The following is a 25,684-nucleotide window of genomic DNA, read 5'->3' on the forward strand; positions in this document are numbered from 1 at the left end:
TTGATACCGTTTTGCCTGGGCAGACGGTGGCCGGAGAGGGAAGAAGCGAAAGCGTCAGAAACTGGAAGCTGGCCCGATGATGGGCCGTTTTTTGTACGACATGGTGGATCAGGATCAATAAATGTTGCGCTTTATGGGTCGCCCCCTTCACAACCGGATCCCCGTCACACCCCGCAGCCATTCGGGCCTGTCGCCCGAGCCCCCTCGCCGTCCTCGACGTGGGCAGCAGGAGAAGATTGCCGCCCGGGGCAGGAATCGTTATCTTCCCCTCTTCACAGGAATCGCCACAGCACAAGGACCAGGACATGCCGACCCTCGCCAGCATACATCTCTACCCCATCAAATCGACGGCAGGCATGCCGCTGGAGCGCGCCCAGGTGACCCAGGAGGGACTTGCCGGGGATCGCCGCTACATGGTGGTCAAACCGGATGGCACCTTTATCACCGCCCGCACCCATCCCCAGTTGCAGCAGGTGGTGGCCACCCCCGTCCAGGGGGGGCTGCAACTGCGCTATCCAGGTCTGCCCCCCCTTGCTCTCATGGAGGCGGCGTTCAGTCGCGCCCCTCAGCACACCGGTGTCTGGGGGGATCGCTTTACCGCCCTGCACACCGGGCCCGACGCCGATGAGTGGCTGAGCCGGGTGGCGAGGGAGCCGGTGCGCCTGCTCTGGCTCGGGGAGGCATCCGATCGTTTTCGGGAGAAGACCGGCACCCGGGTGAGCTTTGCGGACGGCTACCCCTTGCTGCTCATCAGCCAGGCTTCCCTTGAGGATCTCAACCTGAGATCCGATGCCTTGCACCAGATGAGCCAGTTTCGTACCAACCTGGTGGCGAGCGGCACCCGCCCCTTCGAGGAGGATGGCTGGAAGCGGATCCGCATCGGCGAGGTGGAGTTTCGGGTGGACAAGCCGTGCAGCCGCTGCATCATGACCACGGTGGAGGCAGGCTCGGAGCGCTTCAATGCCCTGAAAGAGCCGCTGGCCACCCTCACCCGCTACCGCCGTGGCGAAGATGGTGAGGTCTACTTCGGCCAGAATCTGGTGGCCCTGAACGAGGGGTGGATTGAGGCGGGCAACGAGATCGAGGTGCTGGAGCGGGCCCGGGCGCCGGTCTACCCCAACGCGGCCCCGAAAAAGCGGGAGCTGGTGTGCGTCGCCCGGGAACCCCTGGCCCGGGATCTGGAAACCTTCTGGTTCGAGGCCGCCGACGGCGAGCCCCTGCCCGACTACCTGCCTGGCCAGCACCTGCCCATCAGCCTCGATATCAAAAACACACGGGTTCAACGTCGCTACACCCTGAGCTCCACGCCGGAGCGGCCCGAGCGTTACAGCATCAGCGTCAAGAAGCTGGCCGATGGCCGCCTCTCCCCCTGGCTGCACCATGAGCTGAAAGTGGGCGACCGGTTGCTGGCCGCCCCCCCGGCCGGCGAGTTTCACTTAGGGTCCGAGCGCAGGCTGCTGCTGCTCTCGGCGGGATCCGGTGTCACCCCCATGCTTTCCATTGCCCGCACTCTGGCACTACGGGGGGAGCTCGGTGACGTCCACTTCATGCACCTGTGTCGCAGCGAGGCAGACATTCCTGCCGCCAGCGAGCTGCACGCCATGGCGCAGCAGGGAATGACCCTCACCCTGATCCTGAGCCAGCCTGACAAACACTGGCAGGGACTCAGCGGCCGTCTGAATGACGATCACCTGGGCCGGATCCGGGGTTTGCAGGAGCGGGAGGTGTTCATCTGCGGTCCCCACGGCTTCATGGCCGATGCAGCCAACCGGCTGACCGCCCTCGGCGTACCGGCCGGGCGCATCCGCCAAGAGAGCTTTGGCGGGGCCCTGCTCTCGGTGGCCCGCCCCCATCAGGCGGTGCAACTGCGTATCGGCGAGCGGGAGTTTGCGGGCAACAACCAGGGCACCGTGCTGGATCAGGCCAACAAGCAGGGGGTAGAGCTGCCCTGGAGCTGCCGTGCCGGCATCTGCGGCAGTTGCAAGCAGACCCTGGTCTCGGGCGAGGTGGATCACCCCGATGCCCCCGCCATCAGCGCCGCCGAGCGGGCCGAGGGCAAGATCCTCACCTGCTGCGCCGTGCCCCTGACGGATCTGGTGATCAAATAGGGTGATCGGGGGGCAAAACCCTGTCCCCGGAATGCAAAACGGCTGCCCGAGGGCAGCCGTTTTCTTTAGATGACTGGCTATCAGCCACGCAGGGCGGCGATGCGCTGCTCGATGGGCGGGTGGCTCATGAACAGCTCGCTCATGGAGCGCTTGCCGTTGATGCCGAACGCCATCATGGAACCCTCCATCTGCGGCTCGGCACCGCGGGCGAGACGCTGGAGCGCGGCAATCATCTTGTCGCGGCCGGCCAGCTTGGCGGCACCGGCGTCGGCACGGAACTCGCGCTGACGGCTGAACCACATGACGATGATGGAGGCGAGCACGCCGAACACCATCTCCAGCACGAACACGGTGATCATGTAGGCGAAACCGCCGGTGCTGCTGCTCTCTTCCTCGTTGTTGGAGCTGAAGAAGTTGCTGATGACGCCGGCCACGATGCGGGCGAAGAACATCACGAAGGTGTTCACCACCCCCTGGATCAGGGTCAGGGTCACCATGTCGCCGTTGGCCACGTGGCTCACCTCGTGGGCCAGCACGGCTTCCGCCTCGTCGCGGCTCATGCTGTAGAGCAGACCGGAGGAGACGGCGACGAGGGAGTCGTCACGGCGGGCACCGGTGGCAAAGGCGTTCATCTCGGGGGAGTCGTAGATCCCCACTTCCGGCATCTTGATGCCAGCCTCACGGGCCTGACGGGCAACAGTGCTCACCAGCCAGTGCTCGGTCTCGTTGCGAGGCTGCTCGATGACCTGGACGCCATAGCTGCGCTTGGCCATCCACTTGGACATCAGCAAGGAGATAAAGGAACCCCCAAAACCGAACACGGCGCAGAATACCAACAGACCGGAAATGCTGGACTTGTTGATCCCCAGAACCGAGAACAGGATATTGAGTACCACCCCCAGCACCAGCATGACGGCCAGGTTGGTCACCAGGAATAGCATAATTCGCTTCATATTGACTCCTTGTGAGATATGGATGCATGGTTCGGGGCGCCCCAGGGGCGACCGATGCCACACTTGCCCCAGATAATAGACAGACTCGATGAATGTTTGCTGAATGTCTGGCCTCAGAGCAAGGGCGACACATCGAGACAGTGGTGCAAATCCACCTCATTCACCGCGTCCACGAAGGGGAGCTCCCCCAGAAATGGGGCCGGCAACATGGCTTTCAAGGTGTCCAGGTTCTCCTCGTAGCGGCTCATGTGCGGATCCACCCGGTTGATGACCCAGCCCGCCAGGGTCAACCCCTGCTGGCGAATGGCGCTGACGGTGAGCAGGGCATGGTTGAGGCAGCCCAGCCTGGCCCCCACCACCAGGATCACCGGCAGCCGCTCCTGGGCGACCCACTCCGAGAGCAGACGCTGATGATCCAGCGGCAGGAACCAGCCCCCCGCCCCTTCGACAATGACGAGATCGGCCCCAGCTCCCTCAATCTCCCGCAAGCCGGCGGACAGCCCCTCGAAGGGGATGCTCACCCCCCGCTCACGGGCGGCGATATGGGGGGCGATGGGCGGCTCGAAGGCATAGGGATTGACCTGCTCGTAGGGCAGCGCAACCGTGGCCGCCTGCTGCAACAGCAAGGCATCCAGATTGCGAAGCCCCTCCGGGGTGCGGTTGCAGCCCGCCGACACCGGTTTGTACCCGGCGCAGCGAATGCCTCTGGCGGTAAGCGCCAGCAACAGGGTGCGGGCCACCAGGGTCTTGCCCACGTCGGTGTCCGTGCCGGTGATGAAATAGGATGTCCCCATGATGATTCCTCGATGCAGTGCAGGGGCGCAGAGGCGCCCCGATATCCATGGTGAAAGGCAGGCGCGCGTCCTGCCGCTGAAGGGGTGGGTGCGCCGGGTCTTTTTGTGTCAGCGCCGCACCAGGCGCCCGAGGCAGACCTCGTAGCTGGCGGCCAGCAGGCCGTCCGGTTGACGGTGGCGCTCGTAGGCCTCCCCCAGTCGCACCAGGCGCTGGCGATGACCCAGGCCCGCAGACCGCTCGTCGTTGACCTGGCTCGCACCTATCCCTTTGAGGTCGCGCAGCAGTCCGCTGAGCGCCGGGTAGGCGAGGGACCAGGTCAGCGGGCAGAGTGCCGGTGCCTCGAAGCCCCCGTCACGGGCCGCCTGCTGCAACTGGGGCAACGTCAGGAAGCGATTGACATGGTCACGACCATCCACGGCCCGCCAGGCCTCCCGCAGTTGCCACAGTGACCCCGAAAGCAGGGTCGAGAAGAAGACCTGGCCACCGGGTTTGAGCACCCGGTTGAGCTCGGCAAAGGCCTGGGCCGGCCGCTCGCACCACTGCAGAGCCAGGCTGGAGAAAACCCAGTCCAGGCTCTGGTCGGCAAAGGGCAGCCCCTCCGCGTCGCCGCACACCAGGCGGGCTCCGCTGCCGCGAAGGGCCGCCTGGGCCAGCATGCCGGGTGCGAGATCCAGCCCGGTCAGCGTCTCGCAGCGCGGCGCCAGGGCAGGCAGGAAGAAACCGGTACCGCAACCCAGATCCAGCCCGGCCCCTGAGCACACCTCTTTCACGCCCCCCTCGTCCATGCGCGCCAGCAGCGACTGCCCCACCTCCTGCTGGAAGCGGGCGTGGGCGTCGTAGTGGCGGGCCGCCGCTCCGAAGCGGCGGGCGAGCTGCGCCTTGTCCACCGACTGGAAACGCTCATGCACCATGGGCGCCCCCTCTCTCGTCGGTGGATGGGCGGGGTCCCAGGGCCTCGAGCAGGCGATCCACGTCATCTTCGCCATGGGCGGCGCACAGGGTGATGCGAAGGCGCGCCGTGCCGACCGGCACCGTGGGCGGGCGGATGGCGCCGGCCCAGACACCGCACTCCCGCAGCCGCTCGGCCAGTTGCAGGGCAGCGACGCTCTCCCCCACCAGCAGCGGCTGGATGGGGGTATCGCTTGCCCCAAGCCGCCAGCCGAGCGCCTGCGCCCCCTGCCGGAACCGGGCGACAAGGCGAGCCAGGTGGGCACGGGCCTCGTCGGCTACGCGTACCAGCTCGATGCTCTGGCGCACGGCGCACGCCTGGGCGGGGGGCATATGGGTGCTGTAGACATAGTGGCGGGCAAAATTGACCAGATACGCCACCAGCTCGCGACTGCCGCCCACAAAGGCGCCGGCCACCCCGAGCGCCTTGCCGAAGGTCCCCATCTGGATGTGCACGCTGGCCGGAGCAACCCCCTGGGCCGCCAGGGTGCCGCGCCCCTCGGCACCCAGCACGCCGAGGCCGTGGGCATCGTCAATCATCAGCCAGTTGCCGCTTCGGGATGCGAGTGTTGCCAGCTCAACCCAGGGGGCCTGATCCCCGTCCATGCTGAAGACCCCTTCCGAGACGATCAGGCCCCGGTTTGGCTCAAGCAGCCGCTCAAGGGCCGCCATGTCGTTGTGGCCGAAGCGCTTCATCTTGCAGGGGAGCTGGCTCCCCATCTCCTGCAAGGAGGCGTGGTTGAGCCTGTCCTGCCACAGCAGGTGATCCTTGCCGAGCAGGGCCTTGAGCACCGCCTGATTGGCGGAGAAGCCACAGTTGAACAGCAGCACCGCCTCCACCCCGAGCCAGTCGGCAAGCGTCTCTTCCAGCTGCTGGTGAGCGCGGCTGTAACCCGTCACCAGGGGCGAGGCGCCTGCCCCTGCGCCATATTGCGCCACCCCCGCCGTGAAGGCGGCCTTGATGGCGGGGTGACCGGCAAGGCCCAGGTAGTCGTTGCCAGAGACGTTGAGGTAATCGCGCCCCCCGACCCGGATCCGCCCACCGCTCGCCACATCCACCGGGGTGCGTCGGCGCAGCAGGGTGGCCTGTTCACGCTCGGCCAGCGCCTCCCCCAGGGCAAAGGGGCCGGTAACAACGGGCGTCATCATGGACGGAGGACATCTTCGCGGGAACGGGTGGCATCGTAGAAGAGTTCGCTCGGCTCGCTCTGGCGGTTCACCTCGGCCAGCAGCTCCTCCTCTTGAACCTGATCCGGCTTCTGGGCCCGCTGGGCGGGGCGAATGCCAAGGCGCTTGAAGAGCTGCATGTCGCTGTTCTCGTCCGGATTGGGGGTGGTCAGCAGCTTGCAGCCGTAGAAGATGGAGTTGGCCCCGGCCATAAAGCACATGGCCTGCATCTGCTCGTTCATCTTCTCCCGCCCGGCGGAGAGGCGCACGTGGGAGGCCGGCATCATGATGCGCGCCACGGCGATGGTGCGGATAAATTCGAACGGGTCCAGGTTCTCCTGGTTCTCCAGGGGCGTCCCCTTCACCTTGACCAGCATGTTGATGGGCACGCTCTCCGGGTGGCGCGGCAGATTGGCCAGCGCCATCAAGAGGCCCGCACGGTCTTTCGCCTGCTCCCCCATGCCGACGATGCCGCCGGAGCAGACCTTCATGCCGGCGCCGCGCACATGCTCCAGGGTGTCGAGCCTGTCCTGATAGGTGCGGGTGGTGATGATGTCGCCGTAGAACTCCGGCGAGGTGTCGAGGTTGTGGTTGTAGTAATCGAGCCCCGCAGCCCCGAGACGCGCCGCCTGATCGGCGGTCAGCATCCCCAGGGTCATGCAGGTCTCCATACCGAGCCCGCGCACCTCCTCGATCATCCGCAAGATATAGGGCATGTCCTTCTCTTTCGGGTTGCGCCAGGCCGCCCCCATGCAGAAGCGGGACGAGCCGTTGGCCTTGGCCTCCCGGGCCCGCTCCAGCACTTTTTCCACCTCCATCAGCCGCTCGGTCTCGAGCCCGGTGTGGTAGCGAGCGCTCTGGGGACAATATTTGCAATCTTCCGGGCAGGCCCCGGTCTTGATGGAGAGCAGGGTGCTTACCTGCACCTCGTTCGGGTCGAAATGGGCGCGGTGCACCGTCTGGGCCTGGAACAGCAGATCGTTGAATGGCAGGGCAAAGAGATCCTGAACCTCGGACAGGGTCCAGTCGTGACGAAGGGCGTGGGCACCCGCGGTGAGAGCATTCATACATGGCTTCCGGTTGTTATTGGTGGGATCCTGCGCCGCGCTCAAGAGAGCGTTCGCCGCAAGACCCGCCAGCTGGACAGCGCGACGCCAGGGCGTGCGCGAAGCCAAGTGGCTGAAATTGTTGGCTAGTGTAGAGAGCACGCGTAGACTGTCAACACCGACCAGATCAAATCAATTGACAACAGAACACAAAATGACCAATCAAGAATTCGACCTGCACCACGTCTGGCACCCCTATACCTCCCTCACCCATCCCCTGCCCTGCTATGAAGTGGCCAGCGCCAAAGGGGTGACCCTCACCCTGACGGACGGGCGCGAGCTGGTGGATGGCATGAGCTCCTGGTGGGCCTGCGTTCACGGCTATCAGGTGCCGGAACTGGACGCGGCCGCCACCGCCCAGCTCGGCAAGATGTCCCACGTGATGTTTGGCGGCCTGACCCATGCCCCGGCGGTCGAGCTCTGCCGCAAACTGGTGGAGATCACCCCGAAGGGGCTGGATCGGGTCTTTCTGGCGGATTCCGGCTCGGTGGCGGTGGAGGTGGCCCTCAAGATGGCCCAGCAGTACTGGCATGCCAAAGGGACGCCCCGCGCCAAATTCGTTGCCCTTCGGGGCGGCTATCACGGCGACACCTTCGGCGCCATGAGCGTGTGCGACCCGGATGGCGGCATGCACGAGCTCTACCAGGGCTTCCTGCCCGAACACCATTTCGTCGAAGCGCCCAGCTGCCGCTTCCACGCTCAGTGGGACGAGCAGAGCGTGGTGGAGCTGGCCACCCTGGTGGCGGATCATCACGAGGAAATTGCCGCCATCGTGCTGGAACCCATCGTCCAGGGGGCAGGCGGCATGCGCTTCTACCACCCCCGCTACCTGCAGTGGGTGCGCGCCCTGTGCGACGAATTCGGCGTGCTGCTCATAGCAGATGAAATCGCCACCGGCTTTGGCCGCACCGGCCAGCTCTTTGCCTGCGACTGGGCGGGGATCAGCCCCGACATCATGTGCCTGGGCAAGGCACTCACCGGCGGCTACCTGACGCTGTCGGCCACGCTCACTACCGAGCATGTGGCTCGCACCGTGTGTGACGGCAAAGCAGGCGTCTTCATGCACGGCCCTACCTTCATGGGCAACCCGCTCGCCTGCGCGGTGGCCAACGCCTCCATCGAGTTGCTGCTCGCCTCACCTTGGCAGGCGCGGGTGCAAGCCATCGAACACCAACTCAAAACCGAACTGGTGGAACTGACCCTGCACCCGGCGGTGGCGGATGTACGGGTGCTCGGCGCCATCGGGGTGGTGGAGATGAAGGAGCGGGTGGATGTGGCGCGCATCCAGCGCAAGTTCGTGGAGCTGGGCGCCTGGATCCGTCCCTTTGGCAAGCTCATCTACCTGATGCCTCCCTTCGTCATCACCCCCGAGGAGCTGCGGGTATTGACCGGCGCCATCCACGAGGCCATCACCATCGGCGAATATTGAGTCCGGATGAACGGGCCCTGCATGAGAACGCAGGGCCTTTCGGCGCTTTTTCATCAGAATGTGAGCAAGACACCAAAACCCGTCCGGCGAGGAGAGTAGACTGCGCGGGTTTTACCCAACAGATGTACCAGTCCCATGCGCCTCTCCATTGCTGCCAAGATCAACTTCTTCCTGCTCTTCATCTTCTCCATGGTGTTGGTGTTTTCCGCGGCCTATCAGGCGGTGCGCGAGCGTGACCTCATCCTGACCCTCATCAAGGAACAGAGCCGCGAGCAGACCGAGGCCTACTTCGACGGCCTCAACATGCTGATGCTGACCGGCAAGATGGACGCCCGCGATACCCTGCGCGCCAAGTTTCTCCATCACGCCCACGTGGAAGATGCCCGCATCGTGCGCGGGGCGGCGGTCAACAAGCAGTACGGGCCGGGCCGTGACGTCGAGGCCCCGAAGGACAGGTACGATGCCCTGGCGCTGGTGGGCAAGGGGAGCCTGGAGGTAGAGCATGAGGGCATGCACAGCCGGCTGGTGGTGACCCGCCCGCTGCTGGCCAGAAAGGATTTTCGCGGTACCGACTGCACCAGCTGCCACCAGGTGCCGGAAAACACCGTACTGGGAGCGGTGCGTTTTGACTACTCCCTCGACACCCTGTTTACCCGGGTGGAGCAGAACATCCTCACCTCGGCCCTGAGCCTCACCCTCATCTTCGGGCTGGGACTCCTGCTCACCCTCTGGGTCATCCGCACCTGGATAGTCCGCCCTCTCAACCAGCTGACCCGCTCCATGGAGGAGGCCACCGATCGCAACGACTTCGGCCACAGGCTGGAGGGGGATGAAGGGGACGAGATTGGCCGGGTGGCGCTCGCCTACAACCAGATGCTCGACAGCGTGGAGCGCCAGATAGGCAAGCGCCCCGCCTCTCAGGGGATGGATGACGGCGACGGCCCTCAGCCCCGGTAGTAAAGCAGCAGGCAGGCCACCAGGATCAGCAGCAGGATGAAGAGATTGACGTGGCGGGCATCTTCCTGCCGACGGCTGCGGCCACGGGCCAGCACCAGCACCACCAGGGTCAGCAGGCAGCAACCCCAGAGCCCGCGCTCCAGCCAGGGGGTAAGCAGGGGGTCCCAGCTCTGGCGCACCTTGACGCCCCCATAGACCAGAAAGCCGTAAGCCACCTCTGGCCGGGCGAAGTGATAGAGGGAGAGCAGGGCGACAAAGCCGCCCCAGCAGAGGATCACCAGCCCCTGCAACACCCGTATCCAGCCATCCGGCCCCCGCCTGCGCTCCTTCACCCTCACCCCCGTCCAACCGCCATGATCCATGCACGATGCATGGGGAAATCCCCGCAAGGGTCCGACATTTTTGCTTGTTTATCAAACCTGCGCGGGTAAGATGAACGGCTTAGTCTGCCATGGTGGGCCAACTGCGCCCGGGCCAGACCCCTAGTGTTGCAAATAGCGCTGCAAGAACAAGCTGGAGACAATATTTCGATGACGCACGCATCCGTAGTTGATGTGCTGGCCGGTAAGTATTCGGTCGGCACCACCCTGACTGTGAAAGGGTGGATCCGGACCCGCCGCGATTCCAAGGCGGGGATCTCATTTTTGGCCGTTTCCGATGGCTCCTGCTTCCATCCGGTGCAGGCCGTCGCCCCCAATACCCTGGCCAATTACGAGAATGAAGTGCAACGTCTGACCACAGCTTGCTCCGTCGAAGTGACCGGCACCGTGGTCGAGTCCCAGGGCAGCGGCCAGGCGTTCGAACTGCAGGCCACCGAGGTCAAGGTGGTGGGCTGGGTCGAAGATCCGGACACCTACCCCATGTCTGCCAAGCGCCACAGCATCGAGTACCTGCGCGAGCAGGGCCACCTGCGTGCCCGCACCAACATCGTCGGTGCCGTGACCCGGGTGCGCAACTGCCTCTCCCAGGCCATTCACCGCTTCTTCCACGAACAGGGCTACCTCTGGATCGCGGCGCCCCTCATCACCGCCTCCGACACCGAAGGGGCCGGCGAGATGTTCCGCGTCTCCACCCTGGACATGGAAAACCTGCCGCGCACCCCCGAAGGCAAGGTGGACTACGACAAGGACTTCTTCGGCAAGGAGACCTTCCTGACCGTGTCCGGCCAGCTGAACGTCGAAACCTACGCCTGCGCCCTGTCCAAGGTCTACACCTTCGGCCCGACCTTCCGCGCCGAAAACTCCAACACCAGCCGCCACCTGGCTGAGTTCTGGATGGTGGAGCCGGAAGTGGCCTTCGCCGATCTGGAAGACAACGCCGCCCTGGCCGAAGCCATGCTGAAGTACGTCTTCAACGCCGTGCTGACCGAGCGCCGCGACGATCTGGAGTTCTTCGCCCAGCACGTGGACAAGGACGCCATCGGCCGTCTGGAGCGCTTCGTCGCCTCCGACTTCGCCCAGATTGACTACACCGACGCCATCGACGTGCTGCAAAACTGCGGCAAAAGCTTCGAGTTCCCGGTCTCCTGGGGCATCGATCTCTCCTCCGAGCACGAGCGCTACCTGGCCGAGGAGCACTTCAAGTCCCCGGTGGTGGTGAAGAACTATCCGAAGGACATCAAGGCCTTCTACATGCGCCTCAACGACGACGGCAAGACCGTTGCCGCCATGGACGTACTGGCCCCGGGGATCGGCGAGATCATCGGCGGCTCCCAGCGTGAAGAGCGTCTCGAGGTGCTGGATGCCCGTCTGGCCGAGATGGGTCTGAACAAGGAAGACTACTGGTGGTACCGCGATCTGCGTCGCTACGGCACCGTGCCCCACTCCGGCTTCGGTCTGGGCTTCGAGCGCCTGGTGGTCTACGTGACCGGCATGGGCAACGTGCGCGACGTGATCCCCTTCCCCCGTACTCCCCGCACCGCCGAGTTCTAAGGCGACCCGCCCACTCGCACCGTGCAAAAGCCGACCCCCGGGGTCGGCTTTTTTTATGCCCGCCTCGCTCTTCCCGCACGTGTTATTCCCGCCTTTTGCATTCCAAACCCTGTGATCTCCCCCATCTTTCCCGTCATTTATCTGGTGTGCGCCAGGAAGCGGTCCCCTGTTCAAGGGCTGAACCGTAGTTTTTATGCACTTAAATCGGAAAAAAGCCGGTTGTTGAAGCAACGCAATTTTTTACCCCTTTAGGGGTGACAAAATATCAATTAACCCTTCAGGGGTAATTGATGACAGCGGATCCCGGGCAGCTGGCCGATGGGGACATGGATAAAACACACGAGGTAATGGAATGATCTTGATGGAATTTTTGGTGGTACTCGGCTGCTTGCTGCTGGGTACCCGCTTCGGGGGCATGGGGCTGGGTCTTATCAGCGGCATTGGTCTGTTCCTGCTGACCTTCGTCTTCGGCCTGGTGCCGGGCGAGCCGCCGGTGCAGGTAATGCTGACCATACTGGCGGTCATTGGCTGCGCCGCCACCCTGCAGACCGCCGGCGGTCTCAACCTGATGATGCAGGTGGCCGAGCGTCTGCTGCGCCGTCACCCCCAGTACATCACTCTGCTGGCGCCGCTCACTACCTGGACCCTCACCTTCCTGTGCGGCACCGGCCACGTGGTCTATACCATGTTCCCCATCATCGCCGACATCGCGCTGCAGAAGAACATCCGCCCGGAGCGCCCCATGGCAGTGGCATCCGTTGCCTCCCAGATGGCCATCTGCGCCTCGCCGGTCTCGGTGGCCGTGGTCTCCATGGTCTCCATCCTGGCGGCGGCTCACGGCGTGGGTCAGGCCTACGGTCTGCTCGACATCCTGATGGTGGCCATCCCCTCCTCTCTCACGGGTGTCATGATGGCGGCCCTGTGGAGCCTGCGCCGCGGCAAGGATCTGGACAAGGACGAGGAGTTCCAGGCCAAGATCAAGGACCCTGCCCAGCGGGACTTCATCTACGGCGGTGGTGAAACCCTGCTCAACACCAAGTTCCCGAAAGAGGCCTACTGGTCCACCTGGATCTTCTTCGCCGCCATCGCTGCCGTGGTGCTGCTGGGGGCCGATGAGGCGCTGCGCCCCGTCTTCACCATCAAGGAGAAGACGGGCCCCCTCTCCATGAACCTGGTGATCCAGATGATGATGCTGATCGCCGGCGCCATCATCCTGATGCGCTGCAAGGTCAAGCCGGGGGAGATCGCCAACGGCGCCGTCTTCAAGGCGGGCATGGTCGCCATCTTCTCCGTGTTCGGGGTCGCCTGGATGAGTGAAACCTTCTTCCAGGCCCACATGCCGCTGCTCAAGGAGACCCTGGCCCACGTGGTACAGGCCCAGCCCTGGACCTACGCCATGGTGCTCTTCCTCATCTCCAAGCTGGTGAACAGCCAGGCCGCGGCGCTCACCGCCATCGCCCCCATGGGGCTGGCGCTGGGGGTCGAACCCAAACTGCTCATCGCCTTCCTGCCGGCGAGCTACGGCTACTTCGTGCTGCCGACCTACCCGAGCGATCTCGCCTGCATCGGTTTCGACCGCTCCGGCACCACCCGCATCGGCAAGTTCATCATCAACCACAGCTTCATCATTCCGGGCCTCATCGGGGTGGTGACCTCCTGTACCCTGGGCTTCATCCTGACCAGCATCCTGCTGTAACAGGCATCCGGTGCGAGCGGCTCCCCCGTGGGAGCCGCTTTTTTATCCCCGCATCCCCGGCCCGCGCTTTGCCATCGCCCCCCACTCTGGGTAGCATGAGCCCTCTTTTATTCAGCGGAAATCCCCCATGTCTCGCGTCATCCTGCTCTGGAGCGGCGGCAAAGATGCCATGCAGGCCCTCTGCCACGCCCGGGAAGCGGGCCATCAGGTGGTGGCCCTGATCACCTTTGCCCCGCCAGCGCCCCGCTTTCTCGCCCATCCCCTGTCACAGGTTCGCCGTCAGGCGGCGGCCCTCGCACTGCCCCATCGGCTGGTCACCATCGAAGCGCCGTTCGATCTCGGTTATGAGCGGGCCCTGGCGGCATTGAAAGAGGAGTGGCAACTCGATGGGGTCGTCACCGGCGACATCGACAGCGTGGGGGGCGCGCCGAACTGGATCCGCGAGCGCTGTCGCCCCCTGGGGCTCACCGTTCACACCCCGCTATGGCAACAACCCCGCGAGGCGTTGCTGGCGGACATGCTGGCCCGCGGCATCGTCGCCCACCTCTCCTGCGTCGATACCCGGGTACTGGCCCCCGAGTGGGTGGGGCGCAGGCTCGATGCTGGCACCCTCAGCGATCTGCAGCAACTGGCGGATCGGGATGGCTTCGATGCCTGCGGCGAGCAGGGGGAGTACCACACCATGGTGACCGACGGCCCCGGGTTTGCGGCGCCGCTGACGCTCGGCCACTGGCAGGTAGCGCGCCAGGAGCACCTCGCCTATCTGCTGGAGGACGAGGAATGACGTCTCACGAGGGCGACACATAAAAAACGGGAGGCGCTGGCCTCCCGTTTTGCTTGTCCTTAACGTTGACCTATTTGGTCAGCTTGCCCAGCACCCGCTTAAGCAGGCGGATGCGCGGCTCGATGCTCTCCAGCAGCAGGAACTCCGCCTCCGAGTGGAAGCCGCCCCCCATGGGGCCGAAGCCATCGAGGGACGGCACCCCGGCCGCCGCGGTGAAGTTGGCATCGGAGCCGCCACCGGCCTCCAGCCAGGTGAAGGGGACGCCCTCCTCCCTGCCTGCCGCCTCCACCAGTGCCATCAGGGCCTCGGTGTCGCCGCTCGGGCGCATCGCGGGCTTGAAGCTCTGGCGCGCCACCTCGACCCGGCAACCGGCGAGGAAGGGGTTGTTGGCCATGAAGGTGAGCCGGTCGTGCACCGCCTGCGCCTCTTCGTTGCGCCAGAAGCGCAAATCCACGATCGCCTCGGCAAAGTCGGGCACCACGTTGACGCCGGTCCCCCCCTGCACCACCCCCACGTTCATGGTGGTGCCGGTCTCCATGTTGACCTGCTGGTTGATGGCAAGCACCCAGTTGGCCAGCTCCGTGATGGCGGAGATCCCTTGTGCCAGGGCCGAACCGGCATGGGAGGCCTTGCCGTGGAAGGTGATGCGGTACTTGGCATTGCCCTTTCGGGCGCTGATGAGCTCTCCGCTCGGGCGGGCCGCCTCGGCCACCAGCACGCAGCCGCTCTGTCTGGCTCGCTCCACCAGCCACGCTTTGGACCAGGGGGAGCCAATCTCCTCGTCGCAGTTGCAGCAGACCAGCACCTTGAGCCTGGCCAGCACGGCCGGGTCCAGTTCTTTCAAGGCATACCAGGTGGAGAGCAGGCCGCTCTTCATGTCCGAGACGCCGGGGCCAAAGGCCTGATTGCCTTCGATTTTCAGCGGGCGTTTGGCCGCCGTCCCCTCGGGGAAGACGGTGTCCATGTGGCCCACCAGCATGACGTCGTAGTGATCCGCCCCCGGGGCATTGGTTGCCTCCAGGCAAGGGCCGCACTCGGCGGCGAACTGGTGGCGGGTCACCTGCCAGCCGATGGCCTCATATTTCTCCGTCATGATGTCGGCGACCCGGGCCACCCCGGCCGGGGTGCGGGTGCCGCAGTCGAGGTTGATGAGCGGGGCCAGATCCGCCAGATAGGTATCGAGGGAAAACGGGCGCGTGAGGTCGTTCATTGTCTTCTCCATGGAACAATCTGCGTAAAACACAGACTGTTTTTGCAACGATAAGAGTGGGCGGGCACTCGGCGCCGCCTCGTCAACGGCGGTCGGCCAGCGTGGATCAACTGGCCGCCACCTCTACACCAGAGCCTTTACATGAACAGCAGATAGTTGAGGAGCAGCGCCGTCACCAGGGCCCCCGCCATGGGCACGCTGGTACGCTTGACCACCACGAAGGGAGAGACCTTGGCGATGCCCGCACAGGCGATGAGCACCGCCGCGATGGGGGAGACGGTGCGGCCGATACTGGAGGCGAGCTGCATCGGCAGCAGCATGGTCACCGCCGGTACGCCGAACTTGGCCGCCACCGCGGGGGCCAGGGAGGAGAAACTGAGGAAGGCCGCGTTGCCCGAGCCCATGATGACCGCCGCCACCATGATGAGCCCCACCATCACCAGGGTCATCAGGCCGCTGCCGATGCCGGCATTGCTGGCCGAATGGAGCAGGGTGTCGATGGCGCCGATGGCCTTGAGGGATTCGGCGAAGAGCTCGGCACAGACGATGAGCGCCACCACGGGACCGAACACCTTGCCCATGCCGTCGAGGAAGCTCGACAGCCCCGCGAAGGCGGTGCGCACCGAGCGGGTGCGCAGCAGCTCGCACAGCATGCCGATAAAGACCGACAGCAGCATGGCCACCTCCACGCTGACGCTGATGGTGGTCACCAGCAGCTTGGAGAAGGTCATCATCAGCACGAAGGGGATGATGGGCAGCAGGCCGTACCAGGTTGGCGCGGCCACCTCGTCTGCCCCTTTTTCGTCAAGCTCCGCGTGTTCGCCGCGATGCAGGGCCGGATCCCAACCCTCCTGGCGGTCACAGTGCCGCTGCCAGAAGAAGTGCAGCACCATGGTCACCAGCAACATGGGAGCCACCAACCAGATCTGGTAGTCGACGAAATAGCTGGTGGGATCCATGCCGGACTGACCGGCGGAGAAGATGGCGTTGGTCTGGGTCGGGCCGATTTCGAACGCCTGGGAGGTGGCGATGACGCCGCAGGCGGAAGCCGGGCTGATGCCGAGGTTGCGCATCACAGGGTACATGGTGACCATCAACAGCAGGCCAAGGCCAGTGGCGGAGGTGACGAACAGGGAGACGAAGACAGCCACCAGGTAGCAGATGGCCAGCATCAGGTAGCTGGACTGGATGCCCGCCACCGGTTTGACCACCACCCGCACCAGCGCCTGGGAGGCACCGATATGGGACATGTAGGTGGCAAAGCCCGCCACCGCCATGATGGTGAGGCCGAGCCCCGCCGCACGGTAGGAGAAGATCCCCTTGAACACCTCGAACAGGTCGAACAGGGCGAAGCCGGTGCTCTTGTCGGCGGGCAGAATGGGGTGCAGTCCCAGCCAGTAGGCGACGGTGAAGAGGGCCATGCCCGCCAGCGCCAGCACCGCCTGCGGGTTGTAATCCTTGATGATGCCGTAGACCACGGCGATCAGCACGAGCAAGACGAAGACGAGTTCCAAGGTGCACTCCTGACAAGATTATCGAGAAGCGCAATCTAGTGGTGGATCTCCCCTTTCCTCTTGATCACCATCAATAAAGATGGAAAAAGCAAACGGTTGTAGATTTTTATTCCAAAAATAAAACTAAAAACGACATTTAACATCACAGAACTGGATCTAGAATGCTCCCCAGGGTATCCCTGACCGACAACCGCCACTTTGTTTGCGTTGGATCAACATCCCGCCGGGGTGAACTGGCCAAGATGCCCGTCGACACAGAGCGACCATTTCGCACCGGAGAGAGTTATGACAAACCAAGCCACCGCAGGCACCCCGACCTGCGACTGCAAGCTGTGGGACATCCTCGTCGAGTCTGCAAAGGAACGCACCACCATTCGTTACTCCAAACTGGCCAGGCAGGCCGGGCTGGAGCAGTGCCAGGATGAACTGCGCACCCTGCTGCAACGCATCCGCATGTATTGCACCGAAAATCACCTGCCCATTCTCTCCGCCATCGTGATGGATGACGTGGGCAAATACGCCGGCCTCTCCTCCAGCCTGCCGGATGCCCCCTGGGAGCGGGCACGGGTCTTCGATCACGAGTGGACCACCCTGCACTGAGTGCCGTCCCCTGAATCCGGAACGCGCCCAGACCAGCAGGCGCGTTCTGGTTTTTGGCCCCCGCCGTTTCTTCCCCGGCCCCAGCGGCCCCATCCGGCCAGGTGTGCTTCCCTGTGAGGCTCCCTGCCCCCTGTCGTCCTATCCGGCCAGGTGTGCAGCATAAGGGCCTCCTCCCTCGGTCTCCCCCTTTGATACCGCAGCGCATCCCGTCACAGACCAGCGTGTTCTGGCGCGCGGCCCCCTCCCTTCTCCACTCCGCCTGACTGGTAAAACCAGCCCATCCGGCCATGAGCGTTGCCATGGGGGGGCCACAATGCCAGAATCGGGCCCTTGCACGATTTCAGGGCCGCCGGCCCGCAGACAAAGGATCCCCCATGGCCACCACCCTCTATGGCATCAAGAACTGCGACACCATCAAGAAGGCCCGCAAGTGGCTGGAGGAGGCGGGTATCGATTACCGCTTTCACGATCACCGCGCCGACGGTCTGAGCCCGGAGCAGCTCGATCTCTGGCTCGCCAAGCTGGGCTGGGAAGCCCTGCTCAACACCCGTGGCACCACCTTCCGCGCCCTGCCAGAAGCAGAAAAACAGGGGCTCGACACCGCCAAGGCACGTGATCTGCTGCTGGCCCACCCGGCCATGATCAAGCGCCCGCTGCTGGACCAGGACGGCACCCTGACCCTGGGCTTCAAGGCAGACCTCTATCAATCCCTCTTCTCCCGTTAACTTTTTCTGTTTAAGGAACACCGATGTCGGACGTCATCACACTGGCCAAGGATCTGATCAGCCGCCCCTCCGTGACCCCCCTGGATGAAGGGTGCCAGACCCTGATGGCGGAGCGCCTCGCGCGCCTGGGGTTCGTCATCGAACCCATGGTCTTCGAGGACACCACCAACCTCTGGGCACGCCGTGGCAGCGAGGGTCCCCTCTTCTGCTTCGCCGGCCACACCGACGTGGTGCCCGCCGGCCCCCTGGAGAAGTGGGACACCCCGCCATTCGAGCCGACCATCAAGGACGGCATGCTCCATGGCCGGGGCGCCGCCGACATGAAGGGGTCTCTGGCCGCCATGGTGGTGGCGACCGAGCGCTTCGTGGCCGAGCACCCGGACCACAAGGGCTCCATCGCGTTTCTCATCACCTCGGATGAAGAGGGGCCCTTCATCAACGGCACGGTACGCGTCATCGACACCCTGGAGGCACGCAACGAGAAGATCCGCTGGTGCATCGTCGGCGAGCCCTCCTCCACCGCCCAGGTCGGGGACGTGGTGAAGAACGGCCGTCGCGGCTCCATCACCGGCGATCTGCTGGTGCGCGGGGTGCAGGGCCACGTCGCCTACCCCCATCTGGCGGACAACCCCATCCACAAGGCGGCCCCGGCGCTGGCGGAGCTCGCCGCCATCGAGTGGGACAAGGGCAACGCCTACTTCCCCCCCACCAGCTTCCAGATCGCCAACATCCAGGGCGGCACCGGCGCCTCCAACGTCATTCCGGGGGAGTTGCAGGTCCAGTTCAACTTCCGCTTCAGCACCGAGCTCACCGATGCGGCTATCCGCGAGCGGGTCGAGGCGCTGCTGACCCGTCACGGCCTGGACTTCGAGCTGAAGTGGACCCTCTCCGGCCAGCCCTTCCTGACGGACACCGGCGCCCTGCTGGAAGCCACCGTCGCCGCCGTGGCGGCAGTGAACGGCCAGCAGCCGGCCCTGCTCACCACGGGGGGCACGTCCGATGGGCGTTTCATCGCTCCCACCGGGGCGGAAGTCATCGAGCTCGGCCCGGTCAACGCCACCATCCACAAGGTGAACGAGTGTGTGAAGGCGGACGACCTGGACCTGCTGGCGGACATGTACCAAGGGGTGCTGGCACGACTGCTGGCATGAGCGGCGCTCCGGACAAGAGAGACCAGACCATGAATCAGGATCAACTGCTTGGGCTGGATGAGAGCCACCTCATCCTGGTGGGGCGCGGCCCCCATCGTCTGACCGCCGCCACCGCGGCGGCCTTCAACGACATGCAGGTGGCTGCCGCCCATGCCGGTTTCAACCTGCAGGCGGCCTCCAGCTGGCGCGGCTTCGAGCGCCAGCTCGCCATCTGGAACGGCAAATGGCGCGGGGAGCGCCCTCTGCTGGATGCGCACAACCAGCCCCTCGATGCCCTGCAACTGGGCGAGACCGAGCGACTGCACGCCATCCTGCACTGGAGCGCCCTGCCCGGCACCAGCCGCCATCACTGGGGCACGGATCTCGACATCTACGATCCAGACTGCCTCCCCGCCGGCACCCGGCTCGCGCTGGAACCCTGGGAGTACGAGGCGGGCGGCTGGTTTGCCGATTTGCGCGAATGGCTGGACGATCACATGAACGACTTCGGCTTCTTCCTGCCCTATGCAAAAGGGGAGCAACCGGATCAGGGGGTTGCCTACGAGCCCTGGCACCTGAGCTTCGCACCCGAATCCGATGGGCTGGCCCTGGATCCGGCGGCGCTGGCGCTTTGTCTGGAAGGGGCGGATATTGAAGGCAAGGAGTGCATCCTGGCCCATCTCGACGAGATCCTGGCCCGCTATGTCACCCCGGCACACCACGAAAGGAGATTCTGATGAGCTTGTGGTTATGGATAGGCTTGCCGCTGCTGTTTCTGCTCGGCCTGTTTCTCAACGCCATCAAGGACATGAAGCAGCTCGAGAAACAGCTGCCCAAGTACAAGGACAAGATCCGGGAGGTCAAGGACGACGAGGACGACTGACCTACTCGCAGGAGCCCGTCGGCGCTCCTGCCCCCTTCTCGTCCACGGCATTTTTTCGCCCTCTGCCGCCCCCCTCTGCCTGCACTGAAAGCCCCATCCATTGCCCCCTTTCCCTACGCTTTCCCGCGCGGGCACTCCGCCCTCGCCCTGCTTGAAAACTGCGCAACAAACGTAAAAAACTGCAAAACAATGCACAATTAAGCCACACAAAGGGGGTCAATCTGCATATAATGTGCCTGTTTTGCAGCCCGCCATAAGGAGTTCGCCATTGGATGCCACCACCGTCAACAGTTTCTTCTTCATCGGTGCCCTGTTGGTGAGCGCCAGTGTCCTGTTGAGCGCACTCTCCTCCAGAGTCGGCATCCCCATTCTGGTCATCTTCCTCGCCGTCGGCATGCTGGCGGGTGAGGATGGTCCTGGCGGCATCCACTTCGCCGACTACTCGGTCGCCTACCTGGTGGGCAACCTGGCGCTGGCCATCATTCTGCTGGATGGCGGCATGCGCACCCGGGTCTCCTCCTTTCGGGTCGCGCTCTGGCCCGCGCTCTCGCTGGCCACGGTCGGGGTGGCCATCACCACCGGCCTCACGGGCCTCGCCGCCGCCTGGCTGTTCGACCTCAACCTGATGCAGGGGATGCTCATCGGTGCCATCGTCGGCTCCACCGATGCGGCGGCGGTCTTCTCCCTGCTCGGCGGGCGCAGCCTCAACGAGCGGGTCAGCGCCACCCTGGAGATAGAATCGGGCAGCAACGATCCCATGGCGGTCTTTCTCACCGTCACCCTGATCGAGGTACTGGCTACCGCCCAGCAGGGGCTGGATGCCGGCTTCCTGCTACTGCAACTCGTCAAGCAGTTTGGTCTGGGCGCTGGCATCGGCCTTGCGGGGGGCTGGCTGCTGTGGAAGCTCATCAACAGTGCCAAGCTCGCCCCCGGTCTCTACCCCCTGCTCACCGTGAGCGGCGGCCTGCTCATCTTCGCCCTCACCACGGCGGTGGGGGGCAGCGGCATCCTGGCCATCTACCTCACCGGCCTGCTGCTCGGCAACCTCTCCCTGCGCAGCCGCAGCACCACCCTCTCCGTGCTGGACGGCCTGACCTGGCTCAGCCAGATCGGCATGTTCCTGGTGCTGGGGCTGCTCGCCTCTCCCCACAAGTTGCTGCCCATCGCCCTGCCGGCGCTGGCTCTGGCCATGTGGATGATCCTGTTTGCCCGTCCGGTGTCGGTCTGGATTGGACTGCTACCGTTCAAGAACTTCGCGCCGCGCGAGCGCTGGTTCATCTCCTGGGTGGGGCTGCGCGGCGCCGTGCCCATCATCCTGGCGGTCTTCCCCATGATGGCGGGGCTGCCCAATGCCCAGCTCTACTTCAATGTCGCCTTCTTCGTGGTGCTGGTTTCGCTCATCCTGCAGGGCAGCTCGCTGCCGCTGGCATCAAAGCTGGCGCGAGTGGAGGTGCCCGCACCGCCCTCTCCCATCAACCGCTCTGGGCTGGAAATCGATCTCGACAGCCAGTGGGAGACCTTCGTCTATCGCCTGAGCGCCGAGAAGTGGTGCATCGGCTCCCCCTTGCGAGAGCTGCGCATGCCCCAGGGCACCCGCATCTGCGCCCTGTTCCGCGGCCAGGAGCTGCTCCACCCCTCGGGCAGTACCTGCCTGCAATCCGATGACATCCTCTGCGTCATCGGCCACGAGCACGACCTGCCCGCCCTCGGTCAGCTCTTCAGCCAGGCGCCGGAGCAGGATCTGGGCCCGCGCTTCTTCGGTGACTTCCTGCTGGAGGCCAACGCCAGGCTGGTGGATCTCGCCCCGCTCTACGGGCTGGATGTGAGCGAGGTGGCGGATCAGAGCCTCGGCGATTTTATTGCCCACCAGTTGGGCGATAATCTGGTGGTCGGTGACCATGTCGCCTGGCAGGGACTGCTCTGGACGGTGGCGGAAATGGAAGAGGGTGAACCCCGCAAGATAGGGGTACGCTTCCTGGAAGAAGACCCCGTCTAGGCGCCGGCCATCGTAGCCCGCATTTGTGTGAGAAGGGAGTGAACCATGCCTTATCAAACCCTGTTGTCCGGTCTGTATCCTCCCTCGCCCAAGCTGGGCCTCATCGAGGGTTTCTTTGGCAAGGGCTGGAGCTGGGAAGCCCGTGCCCGCTACGCCCAGTGGCTGCCCCGCCACGGCTATGGCTTCTACCTCTACGCCCCCAAGGAAGACGGCTACCTGCGCAAGCACTGGGCCACCCCCTGGCCCGCCGACCAGCTTGAAGCCCTGTGCCAGCTCGCCCGCCAGTGCCGGGAGAACGGTCTGGCCTTCGGGGTGGGCCTGAGCCCCATGGGGGCCCATCACGACTATGCCCGCCAGCGACCCGCCCTGCTGGAGAAGGTGAGGCTCATCGAAGAGGTGCTCAAGCCCGATATCCTGGCGATCCTGTTTGACGACATGAAGGGGGACACCCCGGATCTCGCCCACTGGCAGCTCACCATCGCCCACGACATCGCGGCCCACACCGACGCAGGCCGCCTGCTGTTCTGCCCCAGCTACTACAGCACGGATCCGGTGCTGGAGAAGGTGTTCGGTGCCATGCCCCCCCACTATCTGCAGGATCTGGGTCAGGGGCTCGACAGGCGCATCGATGTCTTCTGGACCGGCCCCAAAGTCTGCTCCACCGAGTATCCGGCTGCCCACCTCAAACAGGCCGCCGACTGGCTCCATCGCAAGCCCTTCCTGTGGGACAACTATCCGGTCAATGACGGCAGCAAGGCGAGCAGCTTCCTGCACCTGCGCGCCTTCGAAAACCGTCCGGCAGAGCTGGCGGATCTCGTGAGCGGCCATGCGGTCAACCCCATGAAGCAGGCGGCCCTCTCGGCCCTGCCGCTCGCCACCCTGCCCATGAGCTACAAGCTCGGCAAGCAGTACGATCCTGACAAGGCGCTGCACGCCTCCCTCAACGCCACCTGCGGGCCGCAGATCTCCGCCATGATCCAGGCAGACCTGCCGCTCTTCCAGGATATCGGTCTGGCCCAGCTCACCCCCGAGCAGGTCATCCACCTCAAGAGCCGCTACCTGCCGTTCCAGGATCAGGCCTGCGTGAACGAGATCCTGCGCTGGCTGGCCGGAGAGTACGTGTTCGATCCGGACTGCCTGACCGACTGACCTCATGAGTCCATGAAAAGTGGGTTCATGAATAAACGGGCCCATGTAAAAGGCCACCTCCCGGGCAGGGAGGTGGCCTTTTTGCATCATCTCTCTTCAGGTGCCCCATGGCGTCACATAGGGCGGCAGATTGAGCGGGTGTTTAACCGAAGGCCAGCCAGACCCCGACAAACAGCATCAGAGAGCCCGCGATCCGGTTCATCAGAGTGACATTGCCGCTCTTGGCAAGGAAATGGCGCAAGGTGCGGCCACCGCTGGCATAGAGCATCAGGCAGGAGAACTCGATGACCAGGATGAGCGCGACCAGGGCCCCTATCTGGGGTGCCATCGGCTTGGCCGCATTGATGAAGGGGGGCAGCAGGGAGACCATGAAGGCCCACCCCTTGGGGTTGGCGATGGCGGTCACGAAACCCTGCACGGCCAGTCCCATGGGGCTGGTCTGCTGACCCGCCGAGAGATCCGCCGGGATGGCCATCTTGCCCTTGGCCTGCCACATCTGGATGCCAAGCCAGACCAGGTAGGCGCCACCTACATATTTGAATGCAGAGAACAGGGCCGGGTAGTTGAGCATGACTGCCGCCACCCCGACCACCGACAGCACGGAGACCAGGCCGACGCCGACAAGCTCCCCCCACATCATGTGCAGGGTACGGCGCACCCCCAGACTCATGCCCAGGGTCATCGCCAGGGTCATGCACATACCGGGGGTTACTGAGACAAAAAAGAACGTGGGAATAAAGAGCGCCAAGATGGCGGGATCAATCCAGTCGGACACACTACACCTCCAGGGTAACAAGCAGACGATCTTGCCTATCACACTCTTTTAACACAAGAAAAACCTTTTCATTCAGCAAGAATTCAGCATTAAAAACCCTGTGACAAGGATTGTCGCGCCTGTGTAAGATGCCGCCTCACTCCTCTTTCGGGTTAGGATCTTTCATGTCATTGAATAATCTGTCCATTCGTCTTCAAGTGCTTATCCCTCTCCTGCTCGCCAGCCTGTTGATGCTGCTGATGGCCGTGATCAGCAAACAGGAAATCGACGGTGCCATTCAGGACATGAATGAAACCACCGCCAGCGTCACCCGCCACAAGGACGACATTGCGGCCCTGATCCACGCCACCTACCGGCTGCGCACCAACGCCATCTACGGCCTCTACGATGAGGCCCTCTTCGCCCAGTTGCCGGCCCAGCTCTCCGCCGCCGAACAGGAGATTGGCGCCATCCTGACCAGACTGGTTGTCACCGGTGCCGAGCAGGACAACCGTCAGGTCGCGGCCGCCCTGCAGGCCTACCTCGGCCATACCCGCAGCAGCATGCTGCCCCTGCTGACCGCCAAGTACCAAGGCAGTGGCGATCCCGCCGCCTATGAGCAGGCCCGCCTGCACTTTCGCGATCTGGGGGAGGCGCTCATCAAGCAGATCGATGCCATGTCCGTCCACATCAATCAGCTGACCCAGACTGAGATTGCCGAGGAGCAGGCCCACTACCGCGCGACCCTGCTGCGCACCCTGCTGCTGATGGGGGGCACCCTGATCGCGGCCCTGCTGGGTGGCTGGTGGATCTCCGGGCGCATCGTGCAGCCCATCGGCCAGTTGCAGGAGGTGATGCACGCCGTCGCCCTCGGCCGCTTCAACGTGCGTGCCAATGCCGAAGGCAACAACGAGCTGGGCCAGCTCGCCAGGGATATCAACCGGACCCTGAGCCAGCTTGCCAACACCATCCAGACCCTGACCGGCATCAGCGGCAATGTGGCCTCCGCCGCCACCGAGCTTGCCGCTGTGATGACCCAGGCAGAGGTCAACGCCCAGCAGCAGCGTGGTGAGACCGAACAGGTGGCCTCCGCCGTCACCGAGCTGGCCAGCACCGCCGACAACGTCAACCACAACGCCGCCCTGGCCGACGAGCTGGCCCGGGATGCCAACAGTCGGGTCGAGCAGGGGCTGGCCCTGTTTGCCGAAAGCATCGAGGCCAACGGCCGCATGGCGGGCAGTCTGGAGAACGCCGCGACTGTGGTGGCCAGGCTCAAGTCCCAGTCCGAGCAGATCGGCAAGGTGATCGAAGTCATTCAGAGCATTTCGGAGCAGACCAACCTGCTGGCCCTCAACGCCGCCATCGAGGCGGCCCGCGCCGGTGAAAGCGGCCGCGGCTTTGCGGTGGTGGCCGACGAAGTGCGCCTGCTGGCCGCCCGAACCCAGGACTCCACCAAGGAGATCCAGGCCATCATCGAACAGTTGCAGAGCCAGTCCCTCTCCGCCAACAGCGGCGTGCAGCAGACCCTGGAGATCCTCGGCCACAACCAGCAGCTCTCCGCCGAGGTACAGGCATTGCTGGGGGGCATCACGGACGCGGTCAACCAGATCAACGGTGCCAACGCCCAGGTGGCGACCGCGGCAGAACAACAATCCTGCGTCACCGCCGACATCAGCCGCAACCTCACCAACATCCACGAGATCGTGAACCAGAACGCTGCCGGCATCAGCCAGAGTGCCGCCGCCAGTCACGAACTGTCACAGCTCGCCGAGCAGCAGCGCAGGCAGCTCGCCCAGTTCCAGCTCTGATCCCGAGAGGGTCTCTTCGATACCGCGGGGCCCGGCGCAGG

At 64.4% G+C, this 25,684-nt stretch carries 23 protein-coding genes; 14 read left to right on the forward strand and 9 right to left on the reverse strand.

Going from position 1 to position 25,684, the window contains the following annotated elements:
• Positions 1–305 precede the first annotated feature (305 nt).
• Entirely contained in the window at positions 306–2,108 is a 1,803-nt protein-coding gene (locus BGO64_RS15650; protein ID WP_286700989.1) for an MOSC N-terminal beta barrel domain-containing protein, read from the forward strand.
• A gap of 80 nt (positions 2,109–2,188) precedes the next feature.
• Here the strand turns inward: BGO64_RS15650 and htpX are convergent, their stop codons facing one another.
• The 5 genes from htpX to bioB all read right to left on the reverse strand — a co-directional run bounded on the left by htpX (position 2,189) and on the right by bioB (position 7,038).
• Positions 2,189–3,061, reverse strand: coding sequence for a protease HtpX (htpX, locus tag BGO64_RS15655; RefSeq protein ID WP_010674070.1), 873 nt, complete (start codon positions 3,059–3,061; stop codon positions 2,189–2,191).
• A gap of 113 nt (positions 3,062–3,174) precedes the next feature.
• Positions 3,175–3,855, reverse strand: a complete 681-nt coding sequence (gene bioD / locus BGO64_RS15660) for a dethiobiotin synthase (RefSeq protein WP_286700990.1) — start codon at positions 3,853–3,855, stop codon at positions 3,175–3,177.
• Between the two features lie 108 nt (positions 3,856–3,963).
• Positions 3,964–4,767, reverse strand: coding sequence for a malonyl-ACP O-methyltransferase BioC (bioC, locus tag BGO64_RS15665; RefSeq protein WP_286700991.1), 804 nt, complete (start codon positions 4,765–4,767; stop codon positions 3,964–3,966).
• Positions 4,757–5,953, reverse strand: a complete 1,197-nt coding sequence (gene bioF / locus BGO64_RS15670) for an 8-amino-7-oxononanoate synthase (protein WP_286700992.1) — start codon at positions 5,951–5,953, stop codon at positions 4,757–4,759. Before bioF ends, bioC begins: the two co-directional genes overlap by 11 nt.
• Positions 5,950–7,038: a biotin synthase BioB gene (bioB, locus tag BGO64_RS15675; protein ID WP_201872009.1), complete on the reverse strand. Its 1,089-nt coding sequence runs from the start codon at positions 7,036–7,038 to the stop codon at positions 5,950–5,952. The genes bioF and bioB overlap by 4 nt, the downstream gene beginning before the upstream one ends.
• Positions 7,039–7,231: 193 nt before the next feature.
• Here bioB and bioA point away from each other — a divergent pair, with 193 nt between their 5' ends.
• Together bioA and BGO64_RS15685 are read left to right on the forward strand one after the other, a co-directional pair.
• The gene (gene bioA / locus BGO64_RS15680) at positions 7,232–8,506 is read left to right on the forward strand and encodes an adenosylmethionine--8-amino-7-oxononanoate transaminase (protein WP_010674065.1); all 1,275 of its coding nucleotides are present in this window, start codon (positions 7,232–7,234) and stop codon (positions 8,504–8,506) included.
• 135 nt (positions 8,507–8,641) lie between these two features.
• The gene (locus tag BGO64_RS15685; RefSeq protein ID WP_286700993.1) at positions 8,642–9,463 is read left to right on the forward strand and encodes a HAMP domain-containing protein; all 822 of its coding nucleotides are present in this window, start codon (positions 8,642–8,644) and stop codon (positions 9,461–9,463) included.
• Here BGO64_RS15685 and BGO64_RS15690 read toward each other — a convergent pair.
• Complete coding sequence (locus BGO64_RS15690; RefSeq protein ID WP_010674063.1) at positions 9,451–9,753, reverse strand: hypothetical protein; 303 nt, start codon at positions 9,751–9,753, stop codon at positions 9,451–9,453. The genes BGO64_RS15685 and BGO64_RS15690 overlap by 13 nt on opposite strands.
• 240 nt (positions 9,754–9,993) lie before the next feature.
• Between BGO64_RS15690 and asnS the strand changes: the two genes are divergently transcribed.
• From asnS to BGO64_RS15705, 3 genes are all read left to right on the forward strand, one after another.
• Positions 9,994–11,394, forward strand: a complete 1,401-nt coding sequence (asnS, locus tag BGO64_RS15695) for an asparagine--tRNA ligase (protein WP_039039869.1) — start codon at positions 9,994–9,996, stop codon at positions 11,392–11,394.
• A gap of 352 nt (positions 11,395–11,746) precedes the next feature.
• Positions 11,747–13,090: an anaerobic C4-dicarboxylate transporter gene (locus BGO64_RS15700; RefSeq protein WP_286700994.1), complete on the forward strand. Its 1,344-nt coding sequence runs from the start codon at positions 11,747–11,749 to the stop codon at positions 13,088–13,090.
• 127 nt (positions 13,091–13,217) lie between these two features.
• On the forward strand, positions 13,218–13,874 hold the full coding sequence (locus BGO64_RS15705; RefSeq protein WP_167824853.1) for a Dph6-related ATP pyrophosphatase: 657 nt from the start codon (positions 13,218–13,220) through the stop codon (positions 13,872–13,874).
• 70 nt (positions 13,875–13,944) lie between these two features.
• On the opposite strand, the gene BGO64_RS15710 is transcribed toward BGO64_RS15705, so the two are convergent.
• Both BGO64_RS15710 and dcuC read right to left on the reverse strand, forming a co-directional pair.
• A complete protein-coding gene (locus BGO64_RS15710) occupies positions 13,945–15,084 on the reverse strand; it encodes a M20 family metallopeptidase (protein WP_286700995.1) in 1,140 nt (379 codons plus the stop codon).
• A gap of 137 nt (positions 15,085–15,221) precedes the next feature.
• Complete coding sequence (gene dcuC, locus BGO64_RS15715; RefSeq protein ID WP_286700996.1) at positions 15,222–16,598, reverse strand: C4-dicarboxylate transporter DcuC; 1,377 nt, start codon at positions 16,596–16,598, stop codon at positions 15,222–15,224.
• A 285-nt stretch (positions 16,599–16,883) separates the two neighbouring features.
• Here dcuC and BGO64_RS15720 point away from each other — a divergent pair, with 285 nt between their 5' ends.
• The 7 genes from BGO64_RS15720 to BGO64_RS15750 all read left to right on the forward strand — a co-directional run bounded on the left by BGO64_RS15720 (position 16,884) and on the right by BGO64_RS15750 (position 23,081).
• Positions 16,884–17,198, forward strand: coding sequence for a hypothetical protein (locus BGO64_RS15720; RefSeq protein WP_010674057.1), 315 nt, complete (start codon positions 16,884–16,886; stop codon positions 17,196–17,198).
• 374 nt (positions 17,199–17,572) lie between these two features.
• Positions 17,573–17,923 carry an ArsC family reductase gene (locus BGO64_RS15725; RefSeq protein WP_039039874.1) on the forward strand — a complete coding sequence of 117 codons (351 nt, stop codon included), beginning with the start codon at positions 17,573–17,575 and terminating at the stop codon, positions 17,921–17,923.
• Positions 17,924–17,946: 23 nt separating this feature from the next.
• Positions 17,947–19,074, forward strand: a complete 1,128-nt coding sequence (gene dapE / locus BGO64_RS15730) for a succinyl-diaminopimelate desuccinylase (RefSeq protein WP_039039875.1) — start codon at positions 17,947–17,949, stop codon at positions 19,072–19,074.
• Positions 19,075–19,103: 29 nt separating this feature from the next.
• On the forward strand, positions 19,104–19,790 hold the full coding sequence (locus tag BGO64_RS15735) for a M15 family metallopeptidase (RefSeq protein ID WP_103244661.1): 687 nt from the start codon (positions 19,104–19,106) through the stop codon (positions 19,788–19,790).
• Positions 19,790–19,936 carry a hypothetical protein gene (locus tag BGO64_RS15740; RefSeq protein ID WP_010674048.1) on the forward strand — a complete coding sequence of 49 codons (147 nt, stop codon included), beginning with the start codon at positions 19,790–19,792 and terminating at the stop codon, positions 19,934–19,936. Before BGO64_RS15735 ends, BGO64_RS15740 begins: the two co-directional genes overlap by 1 nt.
• A gap of 268 nt (positions 19,937–20,204) precedes the next feature.
• On the forward strand, positions 20,205–21,932 hold the full coding sequence (locus BGO64_RS15745) for a potassium/proton antiporter (protein WP_286700997.1): 1,728 nt from the start codon (positions 20,205–20,207) through the stop codon (positions 21,930–21,932).
• 45 nt (positions 21,933–21,977) lie between these two features.
• Positions 21,978–23,081 carry a beta-N-acetylglucosaminidase domain-containing protein gene (locus tag BGO64_RS15750; RefSeq protein WP_202043994.1) on the forward strand — a complete coding sequence of 368 codons (1,104 nt, stop codon included), beginning with the start codon at positions 21,978–21,980 and terminating at the stop codon, positions 23,079–23,081.
• Positions 23,082–23,223: 142 nt separating this feature from the next.
• Here BGO64_RS15750 and BGO64_RS15755 read toward each other — a convergent pair whose 3' ends face one another.
• The gene (locus BGO64_RS15755) at positions 23,224–23,856 is read right to left on the reverse strand and encodes a LysE family translocator (protein ID WP_039039878.1); all 633 of its coding nucleotides are present in this window, start codon (positions 23,854–23,856) and stop codon (positions 23,224–23,226) included.
• A 164-nt stretch (positions 23,857–24,020) separates the two neighbouring features.
• On the opposite strand from BGO64_RS15755, the gene BGO64_RS15760 reads away from it, so the two are divergent.
• A complete protein-coding gene (locus tag BGO64_RS15760; RefSeq protein WP_045525254.1) occupies positions 24,021–25,643 on the forward strand; it encodes a methyl-accepting chemotaxis protein in 1,623 nt (540 codons plus the stop codon).
• Positions 25,644–25,684: the final 41 nt, after the last annotated feature.

Source organism: Aeromonas sp. 62-46 (genome assembly GCF_001898585.1).
Lineage (GTDB): Bacteria > Pseudomonadota > Gammaproteobacteria > Enterobacterales > Aeromonadaceae > Aeromonas > Aeromonas caviae.